General features: G+C 44.4%; 13 protein-coding genes. 5 read left to right on the forward strand and 8 right to left on the reverse strand.

Translation table 11 applies throughout. The features are described 5' to 3' along the window. Positions 1–15: 15 nt before the first annotated feature. The 5 genes from ABIX36_RS00845 to ABIX36_RS00865 all read right to left on the reverse strand — a co-directional run bounded on the left by ABIX36_RS00845 (position 16) and on the right by ABIX36_RS00865 (position 10514). Positions 16–3213, reverse strand: coding sequence for a carboxypeptidase regulatory-like domain-containing protein (locus ABIX36_RS00845; protein ID WP_348080273.1), 3198 nt, complete (start codon positions 3211–3213; stop codon positions 16–18). A 258-nt stretch (positions 3214–3471) separates the two neighbouring features. Continuing rightward, entirely contained in the window at positions 3472–3786 is a 315-nt protein-coding gene (rhaM, locus tag ABIX36_RS00850; protein ID WP_348080274.1) for an L-rhamnose mutarotase, read from the reverse strand. Positions 3787–3796: 10 nt separating this feature from the next. After that, on the reverse strand, positions 3797–5359 hold the full coding sequence (locus ABIX36_RS00855) for a VCBS repeat-containing protein (protein ID WP_348080275.1): 1563 nt from the start codon (positions 5357–5359) through the stop codon (positions 3797–3799). 83 nt (positions 5360–5442) lie between these two features. Further along, positions 5443–7230, reverse strand: coding sequence for a RagB/SusD family nutrient uptake outer membrane protein (locus tag ABIX36_RS00860; RefSeq protein WP_348080276.1), 1788 nt, complete (start codon positions 7228–7230; stop codon positions 5443–5445). Between the two features lie 11 nt (positions 7231–7241). After that, positions 7242–10514 (reverse strand): TonB-dependent receptor, encoded by a 3273-nt coding sequence (locus tag ABIX36_RS00865; protein ID WP_348080277.1) that lies wholly within the window; start codon positions 10512–10514, stop codon positions 7242–7244. A 725-nt stretch (positions 10515–11239) separates the two neighbouring features. Between ABIX36_RS00865 and ABIX36_RS00870 the strand changes: the two genes are divergently transcribed. Both ABIX36_RS00870 and ABIX36_RS00875 read left to right on the forward strand, forming a co-directional pair. Next, positions 11240–12253 (forward strand): histidine kinase, encoded by a 1014-nt coding sequence (locus ABIX36_RS00870; protein ID WP_348080278.1) that lies wholly within the window; start codon positions 11240–11242, stop codon positions 12251–12253. Next, the gene (locus ABIX36_RS00875; protein WP_348080279.1) at positions 12234–12929 is read left to right on the forward strand and encodes a LytTR family DNA-binding domain-containing protein; all 696 of its coding nucleotides are present in this window, start codon (positions 12234–12236) and stop codon (positions 12927–12929) included. The genes ABIX36_RS00870 and ABIX36_RS00875 overlap by 20 nt, the downstream gene beginning before the upstream one ends. 55 nt (positions 12930–12984) lie before the next feature. Here the strand turns inward: ABIX36_RS00875 and ABIX36_RS00880 are convergent, their stop codons facing one another. The 3 genes from ABIX36_RS00880 to ABIX36_RS00890 all read right to left on the reverse strand — a co-directional run bounded on the left by ABIX36_RS00880 (position 12985) and on the right by ABIX36_RS00890 (position 19103). Further along, the gene (locus ABIX36_RS00880) at positions 12985–15264 is read right to left on the reverse strand and encodes a GH92 family glycosyl hydrolase (RefSeq protein WP_348080280.1); all 2280 of its coding nucleotides are present in this window, start codon (positions 15262–15264) and stop codon (positions 12985–12987) included. 71 nt (positions 15265–15335) lie between these two features. Next, positions 15336–17648 (reverse strand): family 20 glycosylhydrolase, encoded by a 2313-nt coding sequence (locus ABIX36_RS00885; RefSeq protein ID WP_348080281.1) that lies wholly within the window; start codon positions 17646–17648, stop codon positions 15336–15338. Positions 17649–17660: 12 nt separating this feature from the next. After that, a complete protein-coding gene (locus ABIX36_RS00890; RefSeq protein ID WP_348080282.1) occupies positions 17661–19103 on the reverse strand; it encodes an alpha-L-fucosidase in 1443 nt (480 codons plus the stop codon). 346 nt (positions 19104–19449) lie between these two features. Here ABIX36_RS00890 and ABIX36_RS00895 point away from each other — a divergent pair, with 346 nt between their 5' ends. The 3 genes from ABIX36_RS00895 to ABIX36_RS00905 all read left to right on the forward strand — a co-directional run bounded on the left by ABIX36_RS00895 (position 19450) and on the right by ABIX36_RS00905 (position 25299). After that, a complete protein-coding gene (locus ABIX36_RS00895; RefSeq protein ID WP_348080283.1) occupies positions 19450–20085 on the forward strand; it encodes an RNA polymerase sigma-70 factor in 636 nt (211 codons plus the stop codon). A 451-nt stretch (positions 20086–20536) separates the two neighbouring features. After that, positions 20537–23698, forward strand: coding sequence for a SusC/RagA family TonB-linked outer membrane protein (locus ABIX36_RS00900; RefSeq protein WP_348080284.1), 3162 nt, complete (start codon positions 20537–20539; stop codon positions 23696–23698). A gap of 5 nt (positions 23699–23703) precedes the next feature. Then, on the forward strand, positions 23704–25299 hold the full coding sequence (locus ABIX36_RS00905; protein WP_348080285.1) for a SusD/RagB family nutrient-binding outer membrane lipoprotein: 1596 nt from the start codon (positions 23704–23706) through the stop codon (positions 25297–25299). The last annotated feature ends 61 nt before the right edge of the window (positions 25300–25360 follow it).

The following is a 25360-nucleotide window of genomic DNA, read 5'->3' on the forward strand; positions in this document are numbered from 1 at the left end:
TTTTTATATAAAGGCTTAGAAACCGTAACGTAAGCCCAACTGGAACTGGTAAGGGTTGCCCGATGGGGTTACCACACCTGTGCTTGGATTAACATTATAGTTGTAGTTGTTGGTAGTCGCGTTAAAGCTGGCCAGCGAGTAAATACTTTGGTTACCCATTGTTTTTATTACACCTTTCTTTTTGTTAAGCAAGTTCACTACGTTGAACAGGTCGCCAGAAAATTCGATGTATTGTTTTTTGGTGAAGGTTCTGATACGTTTGGCAATACGAAGATCGAACTGACCATAAAATCCATTTACGCCACCGTTTCTTTCGGCTACTTTGCCAATGCTTTTGCGTACATAATCTTTCAGGCTCGAGCTTACCTCAGGGTTGTCCAGTAATGCTTGTATACCTGTGCGGATGGCGGCAGGCACGGCAGGGTCATTAGGATCGAATATGTAAGCCAGATCGTTAGAGGCAACAAAATCACCGTTTACGTTACCCGATACTACAAGCGAGTACCTGGTACCGCCAATGCCCGAATACCTTAAGCCTACCGTAACACCGTAAAAAGTTGGCAGCGTACCGTAAACAATCACCTTGTTTCTAAACTGGTTGTCGGAAGCGCTCATTTTGCTCAGATCGCGCGGGTCATCCCTCACCGGTAAAGCCAATGTCGCGGTATTGGCTACGTTACCGTTGTATGAGGTATTATCCTTTGTATCGTTATAGGTGTAACTGAAGGAGATCTCGCCATCTTTAAAGTAGCGGAAGGTACCATCAAATACAAACGCATATTGGTTTACCTTACCATCGCTGTTTAATGCCAGCACACGGCCAACGCGGTTGGTTTTGCGGCCCAGGGTCCAGTCGGCAGCGCCGTTTGTTGGGTTGATAGTAGCAGAAGGTACATACACACCGCGGTTGCCTTCGTTTGTTAACCTAAAGTACGGCTGATCTACCATATTGGCATCCGTGTACATGTAGTTATTGCGGGCAAGGCTTCCGTACGCGCTGATGCCTAATCTTAAGCGCTCGGTTATAAAACGGTTGTACGAGAAGTTACCTTTATACAAAACCGGGATCTTCACATCCTCGCGATTAAGGTTGATGGTTGATAAGCGCGAAACGCCCGCCACATTAAACAGTTCGGCACCCGGGGTTTTGGAAGGGTCGTTACGGTAAAGGGGGAAGTTTGGAGAAGGCACCAGGTTTGGCCCTGTTGCCGACCGTGTAATATCAACTGATGCCAGTTTTGTTCCGTCGAAAACCATGTTGTTGATCATGGTGTAGTTCAATATATCCGAACCAAACATACCGGCACCTATACGGATAATGTCTTTCTGGCGTTCGCCGATATCCCAGGTAAATTGTACCCTTGGCTGAATCTGGAAAGTGTTAAGCGAATGATCTGTTCTCAGGCCAAGATCGTCAAACACTACCTGGTTAAAGTTTGGCTTATCCAGGTAATTGGTATAATCGGCTCTGATACCGGCCATCATATCTAAACCCGGAGCCAGTTTGGTTTGCATTTGCGCGTACAAACCGGCGTTAACAAAATTCTGCCGAACGCTTGGGTCGCTTACTAAGGGGATTTCCCTTGCGTAACGGTATGGGTTAAGATTGTTAAAATTATCTATCCCGGTGAAGTAGAACCGGCCATTCACCTCGCTGCCGTAACGGGAGTTCATGTGCGTATACATCAAATCGGTACCGAAGGTAAAATTGATCTTATCGGTGTTGTAATACAGGTTATCTGTTAACTGCGCAACGTTGCTGAAGAAATACTCCGGCGCGTAACGCTGTCCACCCAACTGGATTGACGTAAATACGCTTTTACCGCCAACGGTTGATTGCACTCGCTCTACAATGGCACGCGGAATAGTAGCTGTACCCGCAGGTAACTGGCTGCCGGAGATACTTTCTATTGATGCGGTTAGGTATTGCGCCTTTAACTCATTGGTTAAACGTGGCGACAAAGTAGACCGCAGGGTTGCTAACGTACTGTTACTCTTATTACGGCTCGTACCGTAAACTTCGTATAAACTTATAGCGGTGTTATCACCTATATTTTGATTATTAAGATCGTAGATGTAGTTATTGCTTAGTGTTAACAGGTTTTTGCTGTTCAATTGATAATCCAGACGGCCGTAAGCGGCAGTTGTACTCTCTTTTTTATCGAACGAACCCGTTTGCGGGCTGCTGGCTACGCCATACTTGCCGCGGGCTATACCCAAATAAGTATCCAGGGTGCTTTGCGTTAAGCTATAACGCTGCTCATCGGTTGGGCCTTGTATATCTGCAATTTGCAATGGCCTTGCATCGCGCTGGTGATCATACGCCACAAAAAAGTGAAGCTTATCTTTAATGACAGGGCCACCTAATGAGAAACCGTATTGGTAGGTTGAGAAAGGTACGTTACGCTTATTGCCACGCGTATCATAAGGAGATGATAATTCATTAGCCCTTAAAAAGGTGAAGGCACTACCCGTTAAAGTATTTGTACCCGATTTAGTTGCCGTGTTGATGGTACCACCACCGCTCCGGCCATAAGTAACATCGTACTGGTTGGTTACTACTTTAAACTCCCTCACCGCTTCTATAGAGATAGAATATGGAGAGCCCGTACCTGCCGTACCGCCAAAAGTGGCGTTCTTGGCCGTCATACCATCAATAGTAAAGTTGGTAGATGTAGCCAGTTGGCCGGAGATACTGCTGCCCCGCGCAAGTGGAGAAAGATCTACCAACGAGGTGAAATTCCTTCCGTTTACCGGCAATTTGCTGATGTTGCGCGAGTTTACCGATGTAGATGCACCCAGGTTGGGGATGTTATTCTGCATACTACTACTGGCATTTATTTCCACCACGTTTAAAGCGTTGGTTGCTAACTGCATCTTTACATCAAGGCGTAAAATATCGCTCAGGTTAAGCGTATAACCGCTTCTTTTTTGCGCGCCGTATCCTAAAAATGTAACGTTAACCGTGTAGGGGCCACCCAATGGCAATTGCTTAAAAGTGTATTCGCCTTTTGGGTTGGTTATGGTGCTGGTGGTAAAACCAGTAGATTCGTTACGGACCACCACGGTAGCACCGGGGATGGTTTCTTTCTTTTCATCAGTAACGGTACCTACTATACCGGCCTGGGAGGTTTGGGCTACCGTTTCCGTTCGCCACAGGCAAACCGATAAAAACAGTAGGATAGTTATCGTTTTTCGTAAGTTTTGTAACATAAGTTGGAGTGTTTGTTAATTGGGCAAAAGTACCCTCTGCCCTGTTAACCCAACTTTGGCTTACATTACCAAATCAATAACATTATTAAACTTACGCTTCCTTAATTCTATAAAACACCGTGTATTCCTAACGATTTAATAATCATTCGGAAACTTAAGTGTGTACCATAATTACCTTATGCGATAAAAGCACAATGGAAAAACGATGCAAGGAAATGAATACCAGGGCTTTTACTGGCCGGAGATAAGCCTTTACCATCAGGGCATGTAGAACACCTGCGCCAATGGTTGGCTTAAGGGGGAATTATCCGGGTTGGTTTCCATAATATCGGCCATATACTGCCACCAGCGCTGTACAATGGGATGGGAACCCAAATGTTGCGACGACTGGCCTGATGACTGCTCCTGCACCGCGAATAAAATATTGGTGCTTTCGTCTAAAAAAATAGAGTAGTCGCTTACACCTGCTTCTTTTAGCAAAGTTTTCAGCTCGGGCCAGATCTCGGCGTGGCGTTGTTCATAAACACTTTTGCAACCCGGTTTTAGCTGCATTTTAAAAGCTATTTTTGCCATTTAGCGTAATCTATTTTGAATTTTTACTTTCTTTTGCTGCTAATTTAGCTTTTTCGTTCTCAAGTACAACAAATGGCGTATGGATATTCCAGGTGGGTTTTAGTCCGTTTTCGTTTATAAAACCTAAAGCATAATTACCTAATATTATATCCGGTCGGCCATCGGAGTTAATGTCCTTAACGTCCGTGCAGATCCAGCGCCCAAAAGTATTTATGGGTAACCGATGCGGTATAAATTGCATCCCTGCATCCTGCTCAAAATAAGTAAAGCCTTCATCGGGGGTATCTTTAAGGTCCGAAAAAAACGCAATCGAGGCTATATCAGGCTTACCATCGCCATTAAAATCGGCGGCTATTGCCTTAGTTGCGCCATTTACGGGGTAAAACCAGGTTTGCTTAAATTTAAGATCACCCTGGTTTAAAAAGATGTAAACGCCGTGATAAGGTTTTAATACCCGAGAAAAATCGCCGTTATCGCCGCAGGTATATAAAATATCAAGCTTGCCATCGTTATTAAAGTCAATTAATTGAAAACTGGTTGAACCGTACACCGGCGGGAACCGCAACAGGTTCTTTGTTGTAAACCCTCCTTGGTGATCGTTCAAAAACATCCAGATCCCTTCATCGGCCTGTGCAAATAAACAAGCTATATCCGGCCAGCCATCTTTATTAAAATCGCCAATAACGGCTTGCTCGGCACCGGGAATGGAACTGATCGTTGATTTTCTATATTGATTGCCGGAAACTTGTTTATACAGGAATAACCCACCGAAGTTATGCCCGAACCCGCATACGATGCGGTCCTCCAACCCATCCTTATCAAAATCTGCCGATAAGGATTGAACCGGGCGGGGCAATTTATCGGCTATCAAATTTTCTGCTGAACCGAATTTCTTTAATGGGATATCAACTACAGAACCATTACTTACATCCACGGCGTCCATCGAGCCGATAAAGGTAAAACTGCCGTACTCTTCTCCCCTTTTGTCCTTACCGAATTGCACGTCTACCGCAGGTGAGTTATGGCCGGTGGCAGATCGCAATTTCAACTTGTCCGACCACATGTAAACCCTATTGGTGGCCCTGTCGCCGGTGAAAAGTTGGTGGCTTATGGTGTCGAACGCCACCATGGTGGTGGTGGCCGGCGTTGCTTTGGTTTCATTTGGCATGTTAAGCTTAAAACCTGCCCAATCTTTTAACGGCGCAATGGGAACGGTTGCCGGTTTCAGCTTTTTAGGGGCAGCCGACTTGTAGTATTCCACAATTTTTAGCCAGTCCTCATAGCCTAAGCCGGAGTTTGAGGAAGGATTGTTTACGTACTGATCTTCCGCGTACACTTTTATACCTAAATGCGGGGCCATTGCCGGCAGTACATGCTTTGCCCAGGTATCCTGGTCTAACAGCGCGGGCTCGGGGTACTTATGGCAGCTTACGCAGTACTTTTTTGAGAGCCCCTGCCCATCAGTCTCAGCAATCTTTTTCTCGCTATTGCCGCAACTTACCGATAGAACACAAATGCCGGTGGTTAAAGCCAACAGCGCCAATACTATTAATGAAGTTTTTTTAAGCTGCATGTTAAATAGAAAGCCTTGCTTGTTTATTATAAATGCAAAAGAGGCCGCTCTCGCCGCCTCCTTTGCATTGGGTAAAATTACTATTAATTGTAACCCGGGTTTTGTTTTAGTTTTGATGTGGTACCATTACTTTCCAAGCCTATCTGGAATTGTGGTATCGGGTAGTACTCGTTTTTGTTTGGAGTCCAGCTGGCACCGGTAATATCGGTAATAAACTGCCCGTCGAAGCCGTAATAGGCAGCCAAGGCCTGCTGTGCTATACCCCAGCGAGAGATATCAAAGAAACGCTGGCCTTCCATACCTAATTCAAGCTTGCGCTCAAAATAAACAGATTTTAAAGCCTGGTCTTTACCCATTGCGGTAAAGGCACCTGTTGGCCATTGGCTAACTACATAGTTTGCGGCTTTTGTAGTGGTAAACCCACCGGTTGGGTTAGCTGCATTCGCGTAGGTATATACAAAGCTGGCAGGATTTGCGGCCCTTGCTCTTACCCGGTTCACCAGGGTTTGCGCGCCATCTAAGTTACCCAATTGCACTTTTGCCTCGGCAGCTAACAGCAACACATCCGCAAAGCGAATAACGTTGATCTGGTTAGCAGAACCCGGCGCCCAGCTATGCTGATCTGAATAGGTATCTTTTGTTGATTGGTAATAGGTGTTCTTTTTAGGAGAATACGGACCGGCGTAGATCTGCTCGCGAACCCAATCCTTACCCGGGTGGTTACCCCAATCTAAGAACGGGATACCGCGGCGGCCCACTGTCCAATCCAAACGCGGGTCAACGTTGCCTGCATCGGGCGTAAATGAGTTGCCTGATGATACACCACCAAGGCCCTGATCTGTTTTTAATGGATGGGTATTGTAATCGTTAACATAAGGCAGACCCGCTGCATCAGTCCTGAAAGAGTTGGCCAGGTCCATTGACGGCTGGAAAAATCCGCAGCAACGGAAAGGGCTGTTGTAAGGAAAGTTTAGCATATCGCCGTTGTTTGCTTCGGCTATCTGGTTGCTACCATCATTAGCAGCCTGTTGAATAGCAAAAACAGTTTCCTTATTGTTTTTTGTTGACGCGCCAAAGTTATCCTCATAGTTATCGGTAAGGCCGTATGCTGAACCTTCAGAGTTTGTACCTGAAGTGATAACGGTTGTAAAGATGCCATCGGCGTCGGTATACTTTTTTTCGTAAAGATAAGTTTTAGCTAAATAAGCACCCGCCGCCCATTTGTTAACGCGGCCCTTTTGCGTTTGCGTTGCAGGCAGGTTTTCATAAGCGAACTTGAAATCATCTTCTATTTTAGGCCAGATATCCACATCGTTAGCTACCACAAAATCAGTTGTGGTTTCGTCAACGTAAGGCACCATGTTCCACATTTTTTTCAATTCGAAATAGTAGTGGCCACGCAGGAACCTTGCCTGCGCTATAATGTTCTTTTTGTCGGCATCAGATATTGTTGCAACTGCATTTGCGCCTTTAATAACATTATTACACCTTGTAACGCCTTCATAAACGGCTTTCCATTTCGAGTTTAAGAAACCGTTACTTGCATCAAGTGTCCAGGCGGCAATCTGGTTAATGGCCGTTTGATCGGTACCATCGCTGCCTTTATGCGCATCGCCACCGGCCACACTTCCAAAAACCCAGTTACTACCCGCAGCTTCCCAGGCTGATCCGCCGCCTAATGCGTTATTATCTGCCGAGCTGCCGTCGAGCGCCGAGTAGGCACCAATCAACAGGCCATCAACACCGGCAGCGGTATATACTTTATCTACATCTAACCTGCCCAAAGCAGGCTGTTCTAAAAATTTCTTACATGAACCCAGTAAAACACCAGTTGCCAACAGGCAAACTGATAAAAGTTTTATATTTTTCATACGCTGTTTAATTAAAATTTAACTTGTACACCTAATAATATAGTACGAACCGGTGCATAGCTACCACGGTCGATACCAAAGTTTACGCTTGATTGCTGCGCGCCGTTATCACCAGAACCGGTGATCTCCGGATCAACACCAGAATAGCCGGTTACGGTAAGCAGGTTTACACCTGATACATACACCCTCAATTTGCTCATACCAACTTTCTTCAAGCCGGTTGGGTCAAACGTGTAACCCAACTGCACGTTGCGCAAACGCAGGAACGAACCGCTCTCTACGTAATAAGAATTTGGCGCAGTACTGCTGCTGGTGAAACCGTTAACTTCCTGTATTGGTGCGGTTGCATTGGTATTGGTTGGTGTCCATGAATCGTACAAGGCTGTTTTGCTTTTGGCACCTGCAAAGTTGGAGTAGAAATCTGTCCACCATTTTACGTCATTCCAGATCTTGGCACCAACAGATGCATACCAGAACATACTTAAGTCGAATTTTTTATAAGAAAAATCAAGATTTAAGCCGGTTGTAAAATCCGGGTTAGGGCTGCCAAGGTTTGTGCGGTCGGCAGCGGTGATTTGTCCGTCACCGTTAATATCGGCATATTTAAAACGGCCAAGTCCAATACCATCCTGGTAATTGCCGCTTGGTGCCGAGGCATTAGCCGCATCTATCTCTGCCTGGGTATTCCAGAAACCATTGGTTTTATAACCATAGAATGAGCTGATAGGCTCGCCAACGGCAATACGGTTGATGTATGAACCGCTAAAACGGCCCGATTGAAGCGGAATTTCGTTTTGGCCTACCGAAATAGATTTTACTTTGTTGTTGTAAGAGGTGAACGTTAAGGTAGCGTTCATCTTCAACTCGCTCGACAAGTTTTGGTGCGTTGTTAATGCGATATCAAAACCAGAGTTCCTCATCGATGCCACGTTTGCATAAGGCTGGGTGGCAGTACCTGCGGTACCCGGCAAATTCGGGTTAAATAACAGGTCGGTGATATCTTTAACGTAGTAATCTGCAGAGAGTTCTAATTTTGAATTGAACAGGGTCGCATCAAAACCAACGTTTAAGTTACCGTCTTTTTCCCATTTAGCATCAGGGTTACCGTAATTAGTTTGAGAGACACCAGGTACTGTAGCTTTGCCCGAACCTGTAACATCGTAGTACGAATTGGTTCTAATTTGACCGAAAGTTGTGAAAGCGTTTGCAGGGTTTACGTTGATCTGGTTACCCATGATACCGTAACCGCCGCGGATCTTTAAATCGTTTATCCAACTAACACCTTTCATAAAGCTTTCTTCGGATAAACGGTAGCCCACACTTGCTGCCGGGAACCAGCCGTAAGTGTTGTTCAAGAACCTGGAAGAACCGTCTCTACGGATAGTAGCGTTTAACAGGAAACGGTTGTTGAAAGTATAATCTAACCTGCCAATAAGCGAGAACAGTTTATCTACCGATAGGCTGCTGGTAGCGGTTGGCGTACCGGTCCCGGTTGACAGGTTTACGTAATTAGGGTCGAAAGTGTAGTAGCCGCTGTTGCTGCCGCCCAATGCCTGGTATTGGTTGCGGTACATTTCGGTACCGGCTAAAAATGCGATATCGTGCTTGCCGAAAACCTGGTGGTAACGCGCGGTGTTGGTCCAGGTGTAGTTATAACCGCTGTAGGAATTCTCGAAGTAAGTGTTCAGGATGTTATTCTCCGAGTTCTCATACGTAGGGAAAGTAAAACTGTGGTTATTGCCCGAGTAATACTCACCACCAAACTGGCTACGCAAAGTAATGTGTTTGGTAAAATCTGCTTCGGCATAAACGTTACCAAATAACCGGTTACCAATACCGTAGTTATTGGCGGTACGCTGCTGGTTGGCCACAGGGTTTGTGGCGTTACCCAGGTTGGCTGTATTTGAACCAGCGTAGTTACCCATAATGTCATACACAGGAATAATACGCTGTTCGCGGAACGACATACCTATCGCGCTGCCCTCGTCATTTTGATTAGCCTGTGGGTTATCTGTTAACGAAAACGCCATGTTCTCGCCTACCCTAAAATGCTTGCTTACATTGTAGCTTGTATTTGCCCTGATGGTGTAGCGTTTATTGTAAGTGTTTATTAAGCTACCCTGCTGGTTAAAATAGTTCATAGAGAACAGGTAGGTAGCCTGATCTGTGCTACCGCTTAAAGCGATGTTATGGCTTTGGATAGGAGCGTTTTTAAAGATCTCGTGATACCAGTCGGTACCTGCCTGGTTGGCTTTGGTGATACGGTAAAAACCCGATGCATCGCCGGTAGTATAAAGTGGGTTAACATTGTATTTAGATGGGTCTACCGCCGGGTCGCCTGCATTGATGCCGGCAGGGCCAGCGCCGCCAGCGCTAATGTAAACCGGCAATACATCGCCATTAGCACCGTAAAGGTTACTGCTGTAATTTGGCGTTGTAGGCGTAGATGTGTTTAAAGTTGCGGTGTTGTTTATAGCCAATCTGCGCAAGGCCATCATCTCTGTAGGATCCAGCAAGTTGTATACATTGCCGCCTTTAGGGATCTGGGTACCATAGTAAGCATCGTAGCTGATATTTACCTTGCCCGATCCTTTTTTGGTGGTGATGATAATAACCCCGTTTGCCGCACGTGCACCGTATATGGATGCAGAACCCGCATCTTTTAACACCTGCAAATTGGCAACGTCGTTAGGGTTTATATCGTTAATGTTGGTTGTAGGTACACCATCAACCACGTAAAGCGGCTGGTTATTACCAAACGTGTTGGCACCGCGTATTTTAACTTGTGGTGTTTGGCCCGGCGCACCCGAGTTAACTACCGTAACACCCGCTGCCTGCCCTTGTAACTGGTTTTCTACAGATGCGGTTGGCTGCCTGGTGAGGGAGGCAACATCTACCACCGCTACTGCGCCCACAAGGTCTTTCTTGCGTTGCGATGCGTAACCGGTTACTACCACTTCGTTCAATGAGTTTTTGCCGGCCTGCAAAACAACGTTGATAGGATCGGTGGAGCCTACGGTGACCTCCTGCGTGCTATAGCCGATGTAGGAGATCACTAAAACAGCACCAGGGTTTACGTTTAAGGTAAAGAGCCCGTTAACATCGGTTTGCGTACCGGTGGTAGTGCCTTTAACGTACACAGAGGCGCCAACTACAGGGAGCTTGTCATCGCTGCCTGTAACCTTACCTGTGTGCTTTGTTTGAGCCGAAACTACCAGCGAAGATACCATGCAGCATAGCAGCACACATAGCGTTCTTCCTTTAAGGAGTAAACTTCTAAGCATAAAATTTGAGATTTGGTTGTTTTATATATTTGGTTTATTTGTTGCGTGTAAAAGGCTTATCAAGCAAAATCATTGGCAAAAAAGTGCGTTCCGGATCTCACCCCGAAACGCACGTCAACATCATATCTCACGTGATATTGATCAACTAAATCCCGGGCTCTCATGTTAAAAATTGCCCAAGTCCATTAATATGATTGTATGACCTGCGGATAATTAATCCTTATTGATCATGGTAAATGTTACTGTAATAGAAGCGGGCTGAAGTATTGAAGGATGTTTAAACGTGCATTAGGTTATTAAACGTTCTTTGCCTTTGTGAATACGGTGCCCCTGGTTTTATAATCTTTTACAAATAATAGTTAAATAGTCCATCCAAAACCACAAAAGCGACAAACCAGCGGTTTGATAAGACAAACACCTAATTGTTTGAGACATCAAAAAAGGCATCCAAAACGCCACTATTGATGAGTGTAATATTTTTGATATATTAGTCCTGAATAATAAACCAGTTATAACACCATCATGTATTTAAGTTAAGTTTGGCCTAATCTGCCGGGCTTATAACTAATTCCTAATTGGGGACAGGGCACTTTGCGCTGTTACCATTGAGGGGTATAATGATGCTTTAGAAAAAATTAAGTGATCGTTAGAAGGTTATGAGAGATGACGCGGCGTTAATACGCTTAGATTTGTCAAACAAGTATTTTAAAATAATAATCCATGTAATGGTATGGCTGGCTATGCTGGCCTTCCCGTTTATTTTAGATACCAGCGAGAACAGATCATGGCACGACCTCTTTTTCGACAGCAAAAATTACTGGTTCAGGTTAAGGTTCATCAGCTACTTTTATTGGATCGCGCTGTTCTATATCAACATCTATTTACTGGTACCTTATTTATTTAACAGAAGAAAGTATATCTATTTTTCTCTCTCGGCCCTGGCGATGTACGCGCTCTGCATCTTTTTCGATTCCCGCTTATTTGTGCTGCTAAACATCCCCGTGAATTTTAGCGCCTGGTTAACCGCCTATATAAAGCTGCCCGCCTTTTTACTCACCATGGCAGCCAGTACCATGTACATCATGATAGCCGACAGAATTAAAGAAGAGCTGCGAAGCAGCGAAACGGATAAGGAGAATTTAAAATCGGAGCTGTCGTTTTTACGCTCACAAATTAGCCCGCATTTTATCTTCAATATACTGAACAACATTGCCGCCATGGTAAGGCTTAAAAGCGAAGAGTTGGAACCTACGGTTATGAAATTATCTGGCCTGATGCAGTACATGCTTTATAATACCGACGACGATAAGGTGAGCTTAGCCGTAGAAACGGAGTACCTGCAATCGTACATCGACCTGCAGAAACACCGGTTTGGTAGCCGGGTGAACGTGCAGACTACCTTTGATATTCAAGACAGCCAGAAGCAGATAGAACCTATGTTGCTCATCCCTTTTGTGGAAAATGCGTTTAAACATGGAATAGGTGTAATAGAGAACCCCACCATTATTGTAACGCTAAAGGCTGATAACCAAAAGTTAAATTTCAGCGTGGTAAATAATTTTAACGATACCGACAATAAACAAAAAGATTCATCGTCAGGTATAGGAATAGTCAACGTCACCCGTCGTTTACAGCTGCTCTATGGCGAGCGCCACAAGCTAAGTATCCAGAAAAAGGAGACGTGTTTTACAGTTAATTTATTTTTAGACCTCGACCCTGATGAATTGCATAGCAGTTGATGATGAGCCACTCGCCCTCGCCCTATTAGCCGATAATATAAGTAAAATACCTTTTTTAAATTTGGTTGCCACATGCGGTGACGCGATAGAAGCTACCAGCGCTTTGCGCGAATTTGATGTGGACCTGATCTTTATGGACATCCAGATGCCGGGGATCTCGGGTTTGCAGTTTATTGGTACACTCACTAAAAGGCCGATGATCATTATCGTATCGGCGTACAAGCAATATGCTTTGGAGAGTTTCGAGCTTGACATTATCGATTACCTGATGAAGCCGGTTCCATTAGACCGGTTCATGAAAGCCTGTAACAAGGCCAACGAGCTGTTCGAACTAAGATCATTACAAAACCAATCTTCAAAATTTACTTTTTTGAATGTGGGCTACACCTTGCTGAAAGTTGTATTTGATGACATATTATACATAGAAGGCTTAAAGGATTACGCCAAGATCTATTTCACCAGCGATACTAAACCTGCCGTGGTGAGGCTCAGTTTTAAGGCGATAGAAGAGCAATGGCCCTCCTATTTTTTGCGGATCCACAAATCGTTCATCATTAATTCAAAGCAAATTACAGCTATTAAAAAAACAGCTGTTTTAATGGCCGAGAACGAATTGCCGCTGGGCGAGACCTACCGGCAATCCATCAATAACCTCATTACCCTAAATAGCATGTAATAAAATATCCTCCCCCAATAATTTTATGGGAAGAGGGATAACAGGGTTTTACATTTTAATAAACCGATTTCGGCCGCGACGCCGACGCTACGCCAAATACAGTTGAAGGTTTACTGCCCATGGTGATAACCATATTGCCACCTTTAGCCATATCGCTATGCAACAGGTACGATTTGGCGTAAGGCTTGCCATTAAAGATTATGCTTTGAATGTATTTATTTGCACCAGTGTTATTTTTCACACTGATATGGAACGATTTACCGCCCGCCAATTTCAACACAGCATCATTAATAACCGGGCTGCCAAACACGTAAGCACCATTTGCCGGGTTGGCCGGGTAAAAGCCCATTGCCGATAGCACATACCAGGCCGACATCTGCCCCACATCCTCATTACCAATAATACCATCCTTTTTGTTGGTGTAAAAAGTATCTAATATATAACGCACCTTTTCGGCGGTTTTGTATTGCTGGCCCGCATAGGCATACATGTAGGTGATATGGTGGCTGGGTTCGTTTCCATGGGCATATTGCCCAATTAAGCCCGTAATATCGTTAGAGGCTTCGTTACCCATATCGCCCTGAACGGTGAACAAAGAATCAAGCTTTTTAACGAAGGCATCTTTACCGCCTAATAATTGCATCAGCCCTTCCACATCCTGCGGAACCAGCCAGGTATACTGCCAGGCATTACCCTCTGTAAAATCATCTTTCATGTGGCGCGAAACAAAGGGACTGAACGGGCTTCGCCATTCGTTCGCACCCAAACGGCCACGCATAAAGTGGGTTTCTTTATTGTAATAATTCACGTAGTTTTTACCACGCTTGCTGAAGTATTCGTAATCCTTCTGCTTGCCCAGCTTTTTGGCCATCTGTGCAATGCACCAATCATCAATGGCGTATTCCATACCTGTGGCTACGGTTTCGGTCATGGTATCAGCCGGGATGTAGCCCAGGTCCTTTACAAACTTTAAGCCGCGGCGGTCGCCCATAGCGGTGGTTTTTACAGCTTCGTAGGCCAGTTCCCGGTCAAAACCCTTGTAGCCCTTTAAAAAGGCATCGGCAACTACCGGGATAGCACTATTACCCACCATACAATCGGTTTCGCTGCCCATTAAATGCCACACGGGTAACCTCCCCTGCTGTTGATATATCGCCAGCATCGAACTGATGATATCGTTAACGCGCTCGGGCTGAGTGATGGTCATCAGCGGGTTCTCCGCGCGGTAAGTATCCCATAACGACATGGTAGTAACATTGGTAAAGTCCGTCTTATGATGTACTTTTTTATCGGTACCCAGGTAGTCGCCATTATAATCGTTATAAACCGATGGTGCTATCATGGTGTGGTACATGGCCGTGTAAAAGGTACGCATGCGCGCCGGGGTAGCTTTGATGGCAACTTTGTTTAGTTCTTTATTCCATAAAGTATTGGCATCGCTTTTTATTTGGTCGAAATCCCAGCTACAAGCCTCGGCACCAAGGTTCAACAGGGCATTATCCATACTTACCGGGGAGATGCCAACTTTAATTTTCACCTTCTCGCCCGCGCTTGTAGCAAAGCTTAATACACCTTTTACATTGCGACCCTTCAACGCTGTGCCGTTTGCTTTGGCCAGGCTATCATAAACTGCAAAATTACTGATGCGTTTAGAAAACACAGCCGCAAAATAGATCCGGTCATCAACCGACCAGCCCGAAGAATGGCGATAACCTATTACGGTAGTATCGTTAACCTGTTTAATATAAGTTTCTACCGGGTGATCCCAGCCGATACCTTTTTGCAGATCGATAACGATGTGCGCATCGTTTGATTTGGGGAAAGTATACTCATGCATCCCCACCCTTGTAGTAGCAGTAAGCCTGACGCCGATATTGTAGCGCTTTAATTTTACTGAATAGAATCCGGGTTGAGCAACTTCTTCCTTATGGCTGAACAAAGAATAATAGCCGCCGCTGTAACCATCAGCCAGGTTGCCGCTCACTACTTTTACATCGCCGGTGGTTGGCATAAACTGAATGTCGCCCAAATCGCCAATTCCCGTACCGCTTAGGTGGGTATGCGCGAAGCCCGCTATGGTACTGTCGGAATAGTTATAACCTGAGCACCAATCCCAATCAACCGCTTTTATATTAACCGGGCCCAATTGCACCGCGCCGAAAGGAACATTCGCACCTAAAAAAACGTGCCCGTGCAAGGCTGTCCCTATGAATGGATCTACAAATGGGGTATAATTGACTGCCTTAACAGCTGCCTTTTTTGTTTGCCCGAAAACGCCAATGCATACTGCGCATAAGGCTATTGATAAGAGGGATAATCTTGAATACTTTTTCATTAGTAATTTACTATTGGCGATGTCGGGTAGTTTTTCATACATACTATATGCACGAAAGACCGATGTTTTTTTTAGAGTGATGCTTGGTTTTTCAACCATTCTGAGGGAATATCTTTTGGCTCCGAACCATTTACACTGTATTTTAATTTGAGGGAATAACCGCCGCCGCCTTCAATAAAATCAAGCGCTACGGGTTGCAGCCCTTTCTTTAAGGCCACCTGCCCGTTCTTTTCTATAGCGGCGTGCAGGCCATCGTTATTTACCACGTCGCGACCAGCTATTTTTAATGTACCGCCATCATCGCAGGTGAGGTAAAAGCTGTAGATGCCGTCGGCAGGGATATCAAAATAACCGCGGTATTTAATGGCGAAGCTTGGCGCTTCGGCCTCTTTGGGCACGGTAATGCTTTGTACCGTAAAAATCGTATCGGGTTTGGTGGTTGGTATCAGACTGGTGTTCTTATACAATTGCCTGTATTCGCTGCAAGCCAGCCCCTTACTTATGTTTTGTACCGAAGCAGGTTCTGCCAGGGTTTGTTTTTGATACTGGAGATCGTAGGCATCGCCCATACTGCCATCCGCTTTAAAAGCGGCCACGCGGATGCGCTGCGATGTTTTAATGGTAAGAGGTTCGGTTAACGCTGTTGAACCGGCGTTTGGCAAACTACCGTCGGTGGTATACCTGACAGTTGAACCGGGGAGCGGCTTTTTAATATCGAGGATCACCTGATCGGTAAATACGTTGCTGAACAAGAAACCCGTCAAATCGGGCAGGCGGTAGTGAACCTTTAAGATATCTAAACGGCTATACTGGCCTTTCAGGCGTTGCAGGTAGGATGTGTAATTTTGTTTATGCGTCCACAATACCTCGGCAAGCGCCGTCATGCGGGGCATGTACATATAATCGGCACGGTTTTCTGTTGGGATGTATTCCGTCCAGATATTGGCTTGGGCACCTATGATATTTTTCGCTTCAGCATCCGTTAAGCCTTTGGGGATGATCTCGAAGTTGTAAACATTGGGGATAGAGTTCTTATCGGGCGGCACATCAAAATACAGCGGACTGCCCGGCGTCATTATCACTTTGTTACCGTTCTTCGCCGCCTCTATCGGTCCCTTGGGCACCCAGGTACGCCAGTACATGATTACCGCAGTTGGGCTGATGCCGCCTTCCAGCACCTCGTCCCACCCTATCAGCTTGCGCCCTTTGGAATTGAAGAACTTCTCCATGTTATTGATGAAATAGCTTTGCAGTTCGGCGGTATTCTTCAACCCTTCTTTTTGCATTAAAGCTTTACATTCTTCAGATTTCCCCCAGAGTGAGCGATCAACCTCATCGCCACCGATGTGGATATATTTAGACGGGAAAATATCCATTATCTCACTGTAAACATCCTGCGCAAACGCAAAGGTTGATGGCAAACATGGGCAAATTGGCTTGGTGAATAAGTCGCCAAATTCACTTTTAGTGCCGTCGCAGCTTAAATAAGGATACTCGTTTATGGCAGCCATCATGTGGCCGGGCATATCAATTTCGGGGATGATATCAATTTTGCGGGCGGCAGCGTAGGCAACAAGCTCTTTCAGCTGTACCTGGGTATAAAAACCTCCGTACAGCGTTTTACCATCCTTTTGAATGATGTGGGTTTTGTCGATCTCAAAATCAGGATTATCCGCAGCGCGTTTCATGCAGGCGGTATCCTGGTTGTTGAAAGTACGCCATGCGCCGTTCTCGGTTAGTTTGGGGTACTTTTTTATTTCCACGCGCCAGCCCTGGTCGTCCGTTAAATGCAGGTGAAACTTATTGAACTTGTACAGCGACATGATATCGATAAACTTATGCAGGTAACCAATCGAGAAAAAATGCCGAGATACATCCAAATGCATTCCCCGGTAAGCATACACCGGCGCATCATTTATGGTAACAGCCGGTAAGCTTAGGCTTGTTGCCGCTTTAAACCCAGCGCGTTCCGCTGTGGCGGGCAATAGTTGCCTTAAGGTTTGTACACCCATAAACATGCCTGTAGCGGTTTTAGCGGAAATCACCACATGCTTTGGGTTGATGGTTAATTTGTACCCTTCATCTGCTTTAACGCTGCCATCATATTTCAGGCTGATGAATTTTCCCGCAGCTGCTGAACTTTGTTTCAGTTTTTTACCGAAACTATTGGCAAGCAATTGGTTTAAAATAGCAGCTTCATTTTTAAACGAAGCAACAGCCACTATAGCAGTAGCAGGTGTAACAACAAAACTGCCGCTTGCCGGGATCAGCTCGGTTGGGTATGGGATAATGGGGTAACGCGCATCGTTTTGCTGTGCCGATGAGTTTGCGAAAGTCAGTACCGTAATAGAAAAAGCTAAAACCGCAGCTTTGTATAATTTCATCAGGAGGAGTAGTTAGTACGTTATTTTTAAAGTGGACGCGTATTGGGTGCCGGTGCTGTTTTGGATAGCTGCCGGGATGGTAACCATCAGATCATCGCCGGTTAATTTATATTTGAGGCTTTGCTTAAATCCAAGCATAGTTACCTTTTTAACGGCTTTTATGTTGTTAACCTTCATGCTTATTGTTTTACCCAATTTTAGGCCGTCCTTATCAGCCAAAACAAAAGCGTATATGGTATTAGCGTTTTTTGCTTTAGTATAGTATATATCGCCCGTAGAATACGGTGCCACCGAAGTTGAACCGTAAATACCCTCGCCGTTCACCTGCATCCAGGCGCTAACTTCGCTTAGGCGCGAGTAAGCAACAGGGTCCCAGTCGCCATCGGGGCCGGGGCCAATGTTTAATAACAGGTTACCGCCCCGCGATACGATCTTTACTAACAGCTGCACAATTTGATTGGCCGTTTTATAATGATCATTCGGCACATAGCTCCACGAATCGCCCATGGTGATGCAAGTTTCCCAGGGATGATCCAGCGGGGTTTCGGGTACCTGCTGCTCGGGAGTGGTGTAGTTTTCAAATTCACCGGTTACGGTGCGGTCCACTACAATCAATCCCGGTTGTTTGGTGCGGGCCATGCCTGCAATTTTAGGCATATCAATATCCTGGTTAAATTTGATGCCGCGCTGCCAATCTACCGTTGTATCAATGGTGCTTTTTGGGCGAACCCAGCCGCCATCCAACCATAATATATCAACCTTACCGTAATCGGTCATCAATTCGCCTATTTGATTATAGGTAAAATCTTTAAACTTCTGCCATTTATCGGGGTGCATGGCCGGGTCGTAATTTACGTTGCGGTCCTTAGGCGGAAAATATGGCCACCAATAATCCTCGGAATGCCAATCGGGTTTAGAGAAGTAGGCACCTATCATAAAGTTTTCCTTGCGGAAAGCATTGAAGATCTCCTTAGTAACATTGCTGCGCGGATTGCTTGAGAATGGCGTTTTTGCCGATGTTATCTTATAATCCGTCTGCTTGGTATCAAACATGCTGAAACCATCGTGGTGCTTGGTAGTGAAAATCACATACTTCATCCCGGCACTTTTTGCCGCTGCCACCCATTTTTCCGGGTTGAACTTTACCGGGTTAAAGGTTGTTTGCAGGTTTTCGTATGCCTTTAAGTAACCATTATAGGTAGCGCCGTAAGGCCCCTTGCGTTGTGTCCAGCCCTCATCTTCGGGGCAAATGCTCCAGCTTTCTACCACGCCCCATTGGCTGTAGCTACCCCAATGCATAAAAAGCCCAAATTTAAGGTCCTGCCAATTGCTTAGCTTTTTTTGCACCAGTTCATCGGTAGGTGCCTGGTATGTTTTAGACATATTATGCTGCTGCGCAACCAATACGGTTGTATTTACCAGCACTAAAAGCAGGGTAGAGAATTTTTTTATCATCGACGTTTATATTGTATACTGATGCATTTTGTAACCTATTGACACTTTTTAAACGGATTTTGCCTACATAAGGAGTATTTTTTATGCCCTATTGCGGCTTTTTCCTATTTTTCAACCCAAACAAACAGGCTTATTGTACTTTTTACACCTTCTATGATTATTTTCCAAAAAGAAGAGCTATTTTGTGTCTAATCAATGCTTTTTCTTAATGTAAATGGTACACTAAGTTTTAAATCTTTTTAAAATATTTTAAAAATTAAGCGAAGTTGTTGATATTTTGTATTTAAAGCACTATTATTGTTACGCAAATGTTAAGTTTCTACCGGCTCGTAAATTAAAAGACAATTTGAGAAACAAAAATGCCAATATCGTTGAATTATGGAGCCGGGTGTGCAACCAGGACGATGAAAAAGCATTTGAACAGCTGTTTTACGCTTTAAACAGGCCTCTTATTAAATTCTGTGTACTGTATGTACGCCAAAACGAGGTAGCCGAAGATATCGTATCAGAATTATTTGTAAAATGCTGGCAAAACCGCCAAAAACTTTGCGGTATAAATAACCCGGCCACCTACCTGTATATAGCGGTAAAAAACCAGTCACTTAACTACATAAAAAAGTATTCTAATATCCACATGGTGCAAATAGAGGATACGGATGAATTTGCGCTGGTGAATACTTACAACCCTCAAAAAGAACTCGAAAAAAAAGAACTTGTTTTTAAACTGGATAAGGCCATCAGCGCTTTACCACAACAATGCCGAATTATCTTCAGGTTGATTAAAGAAGACGGTATGAAATATAAAGAAGTTGGCGAAGTGTTAGACATATCGCCAAGAACGGTACAAACGCAACTTTTCAGGGCGCTAAAAAAACTAAGCATGGTTTTAGATCCGGATCAGCGGCGAACGCCAAATGCTGTTTTAAACACTCCTATCATTTGTGTGCTGGCCGCACTTTTTACCGGCTATTTTTTCCTGTAATTTACAGGCACCTCTTCTATTCTTCGCTGCAATGCCGGGCTTTTCGTCGGCAGTTTTTCGCTCGCCCAATTCTAACTCCTTTCAAATCTCCGCGTCGCGGTATTTTTTTGTTAACAAATTCATTATCATCACTTAGTGCGGCAACTACATCTATGATTTTTTGTGAAAAAAATTAAAATATTTACAAATCGTGTAGGCAATGTTAAGTTTTTAATTGTCCATACCCTTGAAGCCCGCGTGGTGTAAAAACCAATAACACATAACGCAACCAAAGGGCGAGAGCCGGTATTAACAATTAAAAAAACAAGTGTTGCCTATGTAAAATAAGTACCTACCCACCCCAAAGGCATAGTTACCTGGTGGAACTACTCCTGAACGAAAACTAAAACTGTTTAACCAAAATACCCGAAGTACGGGATTTTGAAATTAACCCCTCTTTAACTAATTAAATATGGAATTTTTTAAACATCCAATGGGTGTAAGAAATAGGTATCGGATGTCAGAAGCGCTTCCGATATGTAAAGTTGCCCTGGCAGTTCTGATAATTGCAAGTACGCAACTATCGGCTGTAGCGGCTCCGGTAAATGCAGCTCCCACAAATTTCAACAAAAGCAAATTCGTGCCTGTTACCGGTGTAGTTACCGATGAAAATGGCGAAGCGCTTGTAGGTGTAAGTGTTGCTTTAAAAAGCACAGGTACCGGTACACAAACCGATGCAACCGGTAAATTCACACTGGATGCTGCGGTAAACTCAACATTAGTATTCAGCTACGTAGGTTTTAAAACACAGGAAGTTGTTTTTACCGGTACATCCCTTAGGGTTACCATGGTATCTAATACCAAACTAACCGAGGTTGTAGTAACAGCATTGGGTATTAAAAAGGATGAAAGAAAATTAGGTTACTCGGTAACAACTGTAAAGGGCGATTTATTAAACACTGCTAAAGAAACCAACGTTGCGTTATCATTGCAAGGCCGCGTTGCCGGTTTAAGTATCAGCGGTACAAACGGTGGCCCGGGTTCATCGGCACGTATCTTATTACGTGGTGTAACCAGCTTAACTGCAGGTGGCCCGTTATTTGTTATCAACGGCGTACCAATGGATAACACCCAAAGAGGCCAATCTGGCGAGTGGGGTGGTGCAGACTTTGGCGATGGTATAAGCAACATCAACCCTGATGATATCGAAACCATGACCGTTTTGAAGGGTCAATCAGCTTCTGCATTATACGGTACACGTGCAGTAAACGGTGTTATTTTAATCACTACAAAATCAGGCAAAAAAAATTCTGGCTTTGGTGTTGAATACAATAGCAACTACCAAATGGATAAAGTATATGATAATACAGATTTCCAAACCACATACGGGCAAGGCTTACTCGGTACTAAACCAACTAACGCGGCTGGTGCTTTAGCATCTGGCAACCAGGCATGGGGTGCTAAATTGGATGGATCTCAGGTTATTCAGTTTGATGGTAAAAACTACTCTTACTCAAAAACCAGCGACGACTATACCAAATTCTACAAAACAGGCAACACCTTTACCAATACGGTTTCATTAACCGGCGGTAACGAAACCGGCGCGTTCCGTTTGTCAGCTTCGAATCTGAACAACCACGCTATTACACCAAATAGCGGTTTAAACAGGAAAACATTTAACTTTAACGGATCGCAAACTGTCATAAAAAACCTGGATATCAACTTGGTAGCCAACTACATTTTAGACAACGCGAAAAACCGTTCGGGCTTGAGCGATGGACCGGGTAACCCCAACAACATTCAGTTCTTAGCACCTAACGAAGGCCAAAGCATCCTGGCGCCAGGTACTAAAGCTGATGGTACCGAGCAATCTTTCACTGATGATATTTATGTAACCAATCCTTACTTTGCTGCTTACAACTTTGTAACCAACACTACCAGGGAGCGTTTAATATCTTCGATATCTGCTAAATATGCATTAACAAACTGGGCGTATATACAAGGCCGTATCGGTTATGATAAAATAAACGATAAGCGTTTAGGTATAACGCCTACAGGTACAGCTTTCACCGGCAACAACGGGGGCATGTCTACCCAAACTACTCAAATCACTGAATTAAACTCTGATGTTTTGATTGGAGCAAAACATGACCTGATCAAGGATCTGTTAAACCTGGATGTCTCTGTGGGTGGTAACATCCGCAAGAGTGATGCAGCTGGTACATTCATTAATGCAAACCAATTCATCATTCCCTACTTCTACGATCTGTCTAACGGTAAAACAAGAGACAGCGGCAACCAGGGCATCTCTAAGCAACAAGTAAATTCGGCGTATTACACGGCTGATTTTGGCATCAAAAACTTCCTGGTGTTAAGCACAACAGGCCGTTACGATGCTTACTCAAGTATTGGCAGCGACGTTGGTTACGGTATATTTACGCCTTCAGTTTCTGGTAGTTTTATCTTCTCTGAACTTACTCACATTAACGGACTTGATTTTGGTAAATTACGCGTGTCTTATGCGAAAACCAGTGCTGGTGCCGATCCGTATGCTAACAGAGTTTATTATAATGTAAACAATGCAATAAACGGCGTAAGTGCAGGCAGCTTTGATACATCGCTACCAAACCTTTTCTTAAAACCTTATACATTAGGGGAGTTAGAAATTGGTACTGCTTTGAAATTCTTCAATGACCGCTTTGGCTTAGATGTAACTTACTTCTCTAAAAAAACCAAGAATGAAATCTTGAGAGGTTCGCTTGATATCTCCAGTGGTTACACCAGCTACTATGTGCCAACAGGTTCTACCCAAAATAAAGGTTTAGAGGTTGAATTACATGGTTCACCATTCAGAAGCAAAGACTTTAACTGGACGTCATCATTCAACTTTACTTATGTTCAAAACAAGGTATTATCAACAGATGCCAATAACAGTAACATTGGTTTAGGTACTTATCGCCCTTTGAATGCTACAACAGCATTTATTGTTGATATGGCAGGCCCGCAAATTTTGGCTAACGATTACTTGCGTAACGCTCAGGGTCAGATCATCTTTGACGCGCAAGGCATCCCTAAAGCTACCGGCCGTGTGGCTATGGGTAGCGTTATGCCTAAGTTTTATGGTGGTATCAATAACGATTTCAGCTACAAAAATTTTAGCTTCTCGTTCCTGATCGATTATCGTTATGGTAACAAAGTTTTGTCAGCTACTAACTATTACAGCATTTTCCGCGGGTTAAACCAAATGACTTTGGCCGGCCGCGAAACAGGTGTTGTTGGTGTAGGCGTAAACGAGGCCGGGACTGCAAATACTGTTAATGTACCTGCACAAACTTATTACCAGGCATTAGCCCGCGGTATTTCTTCTTTAAACGTACTTGATGGTAGCTTTATTAAACTACGCCAGGTTACTTTAGGCTATTCTATACCAAAAACTACTATAGCCAACACACCGTTTAACTCAATAACATTATCATTAGTTGCAAGAAACTTGTGGACTATCATGAAACATACCGACAACATCGATCCGGAATCAAATTTTGCTCCGGGCATCAACTATGCTGGTATTGAAGGCACAAGTGTACCCGCTGTTAGAACTTACGGGTTAAATGTAAACTTTAAATTTAAAAAATAACAAAGATGAAAAAACGACTTATATATAGTTGCCTGCTTGTAGGTGCCACCTTTATAGTGGGTTGTACTAAAAACTTTGAGACAATCAACACCAACCCAACCAAAGTAGACGCGGCTACATTTCCGCCAAACTTTTTGCTGGCACAATCTCAAATAAAGTTTTCAAACAGCGGTTACGATCAGCTACTTTTTCAAAGTATGTGGTCGCAATCATTAGCCGGAACTTACTCGTACTACAGCAATGGCGACAAGTATGTTTATGGCGGTAGCGGACGGGGTTACCTGGAGCGTACCTGGAATACCAGCTATGGCGCATCAACTTTGGTTGATGAAATGAAAAACCTGATCAAGGGCAAAGCAGAATTTGCAAACCTTGATGCTGTTGGTACCATTATGCGTATCCTGATCTTGCAGCGTGTTACTGATGCTTACGGCGATATCCCTTTTTCCCAGGAAGGCCAGGCAAAATCGGGCGTTATTACTCCGGTTTTTGATACACAACAAAGCATTTACACCTCGATGCTAACTCAATTAGAGGCCGCTACAGCAGCTTTAGATGCAACTAAAGACAAGCCATCATCAGATTTGATGTACAGCGGTAACATTACCCAGTGGAAAAAACTGGGTTACTCTTTAATGTTAAAAGTTGCTATGCGTTTAACTAAAGTTGATGCTGCTACCGCGCAGAAATATGCCGAAAAAGCATACGCTGGCGGTACTATGTCTTCAATTGATGATAATGCTAAAGTAAAAGCCGACGAAGCAAACGGTAACAGCAACAGCGACGTTAACGCTTTATTGGTGAAAGACGATTACAGGGAAGTAAGGTGGTCAAACACGCTGATCAGCTACATGCAATCAACCGCCGATCCACGCGTTAGCGCCGTGGCAGAAATTTCTGCAGGAACAGGTAAAGCAGCCAATGAAACATACGCAGCTGGTGATAATACCGCATCTTTACAGATTGGTATGCCAAACGGTTATGACCAAAACGGTGGCACTACCGACATTTCAAAAGCACCAAACTACCCTGGAACATCCCCTGCTAACCCTGCCGTTACAGGCGACGTTGCAGCACCTGACGGCAAATACTCACGCCCAAGGTTTGCAGTATATGACGACCGTAGCCGCATCAACATGTTGTACACTTATGGCGAAAGCGAATTATTGTTAGCCGAAGCTGCAAGCAGAGGCTGGGCTACAGGTAGTGCAGCTACACACTATGCTAACGCATTAGCTGCAGATATGGCTTCTATCGCTCAGTTCAGTGCTGCCGGTGCTATCCCAGCGGGAAGTATTACTACTTATGTAGCTGCACATCCTTTGGTAGCTGCTACTGCACTACAGCAAATTAACATGGAGTACTTTGTAGTTACCTCTACTACCTTCAACTTCAACGAAACATGGGCTAACTGGAGAAGATCTGGGTTCCCGGTTTTAACTCCTGTTAAATACGCCGGCCAATTTACTGATGGTTCTATCCCGAGAAGGAACCCTTATCCGCTTGGCTTACCATCAACCAACGCAGCAAATTACGCTGCCGCAGTTGCCCTTATAACTGGCGGTGATGTTTTCACCGCGAGAGTATGGTGGGATAAATAATAAACAATCTTCTAAAAAAACCAAGGCTGTATTTGCAGCCTTGGTTTTTTGTTTAAAGCAA

The organism is Mucilaginibacter sp. (assembly GCF_039925265.1).
In the GTDB taxonomy this organism is placed as follows: domain Bacteria; phylum Bacteroidota; class Bacteroidia; order Sphingobacteriales; family Sphingobacteriaceae; genus Mucilaginibacter.

Excerpts from the sequence above, each read along its gene's own strand:
- ABIX36_RS00860 (WP_348080276.1), bottom strand. The coding sequence starts at position 7,230 with ATGAAAAATATAAAACTTTTATCAGTTTGCCTGTTGGCAACTGGTGTT.
- ABIX36_RS00855 (WP_348080275.1), bottom strand. The coding sequence starts at position 5,359 with ATGCAGCTTAAAAAAACTTCATTAATAGTATTGGCGCTGTTGGCTTTA.
- ABIX36_RS00845 (WP_348080273.1), bottom strand. The coding sequence starts at position 3,213 with ATGTTACAAAACTTACGAAAAACGATAACTATCCTACTGTTTTTATCG.
- ABIX36_RS00905 (WP_348080285.1), top strand. The coding sequence starts at position 23,704 with ATGAAAAAACGACTTATATATAGTTGCCTGCTTGTAGGTGCCACCTTT.
- ABIX36_RS00870 (WP_348080278.1), top strand. The coding sequence starts at position 11,240 with ATGGTATGGCTGGCTATGCTGGCCTTCCCGTTTATTTTAGATACCAGC.
- ABIX36_RS00880 (WP_348080280.1), bottom strand. The coding sequence starts at position 15,264 with ATGAAAAAGTATTCAAGATTATCCCTCTTATCAATAGCCTTATGCGCA.
- rhaM (WP_348080274.1), bottom strand. The coding sequence starts at position 3,786 with ATGGCAAAAATAGCTTTTAAAATGCAGCTAAAACCGGGTTGCAAAAGT.
- ABIX36_RS00885 (WP_348080281.1), bottom strand. The coding sequence starts at position 17,648 with ATGAAATTATACAAAGCTGCGGTTTTAGCTTTTTCTATTACGGTACTG.
- ABIX36_RS00875 (WP_348080279.1), top strand. The coding sequence starts at position 12,234 with ATGAATTGCATAGCAGTTGATGATGAGCCACTCGCCCTCGCCCTATTA.
- ABIX36_RS00890 (WP_348080282.1), bottom strand. The coding sequence starts at position 19,103 with ATGATAAAAAAATTCTCTACCCTGCTTTTAGTGCTGGTAAATACAACC.
- ABIX36_RS00865 (WP_348080277.1), bottom strand. The coding sequence starts at position 10,514 with ATGCTTAGAAGTTTACTCCTTAAAGGAAGAACGCTATGTGTGCTGCTA.
- ABIX36_RS00900 (WP_348080284.1), top strand. The coding sequence starts at position 20,537 with ATGGAATTTTTTAAACATCCAATGGGTGTAAGAAATAGGTATCGGATG.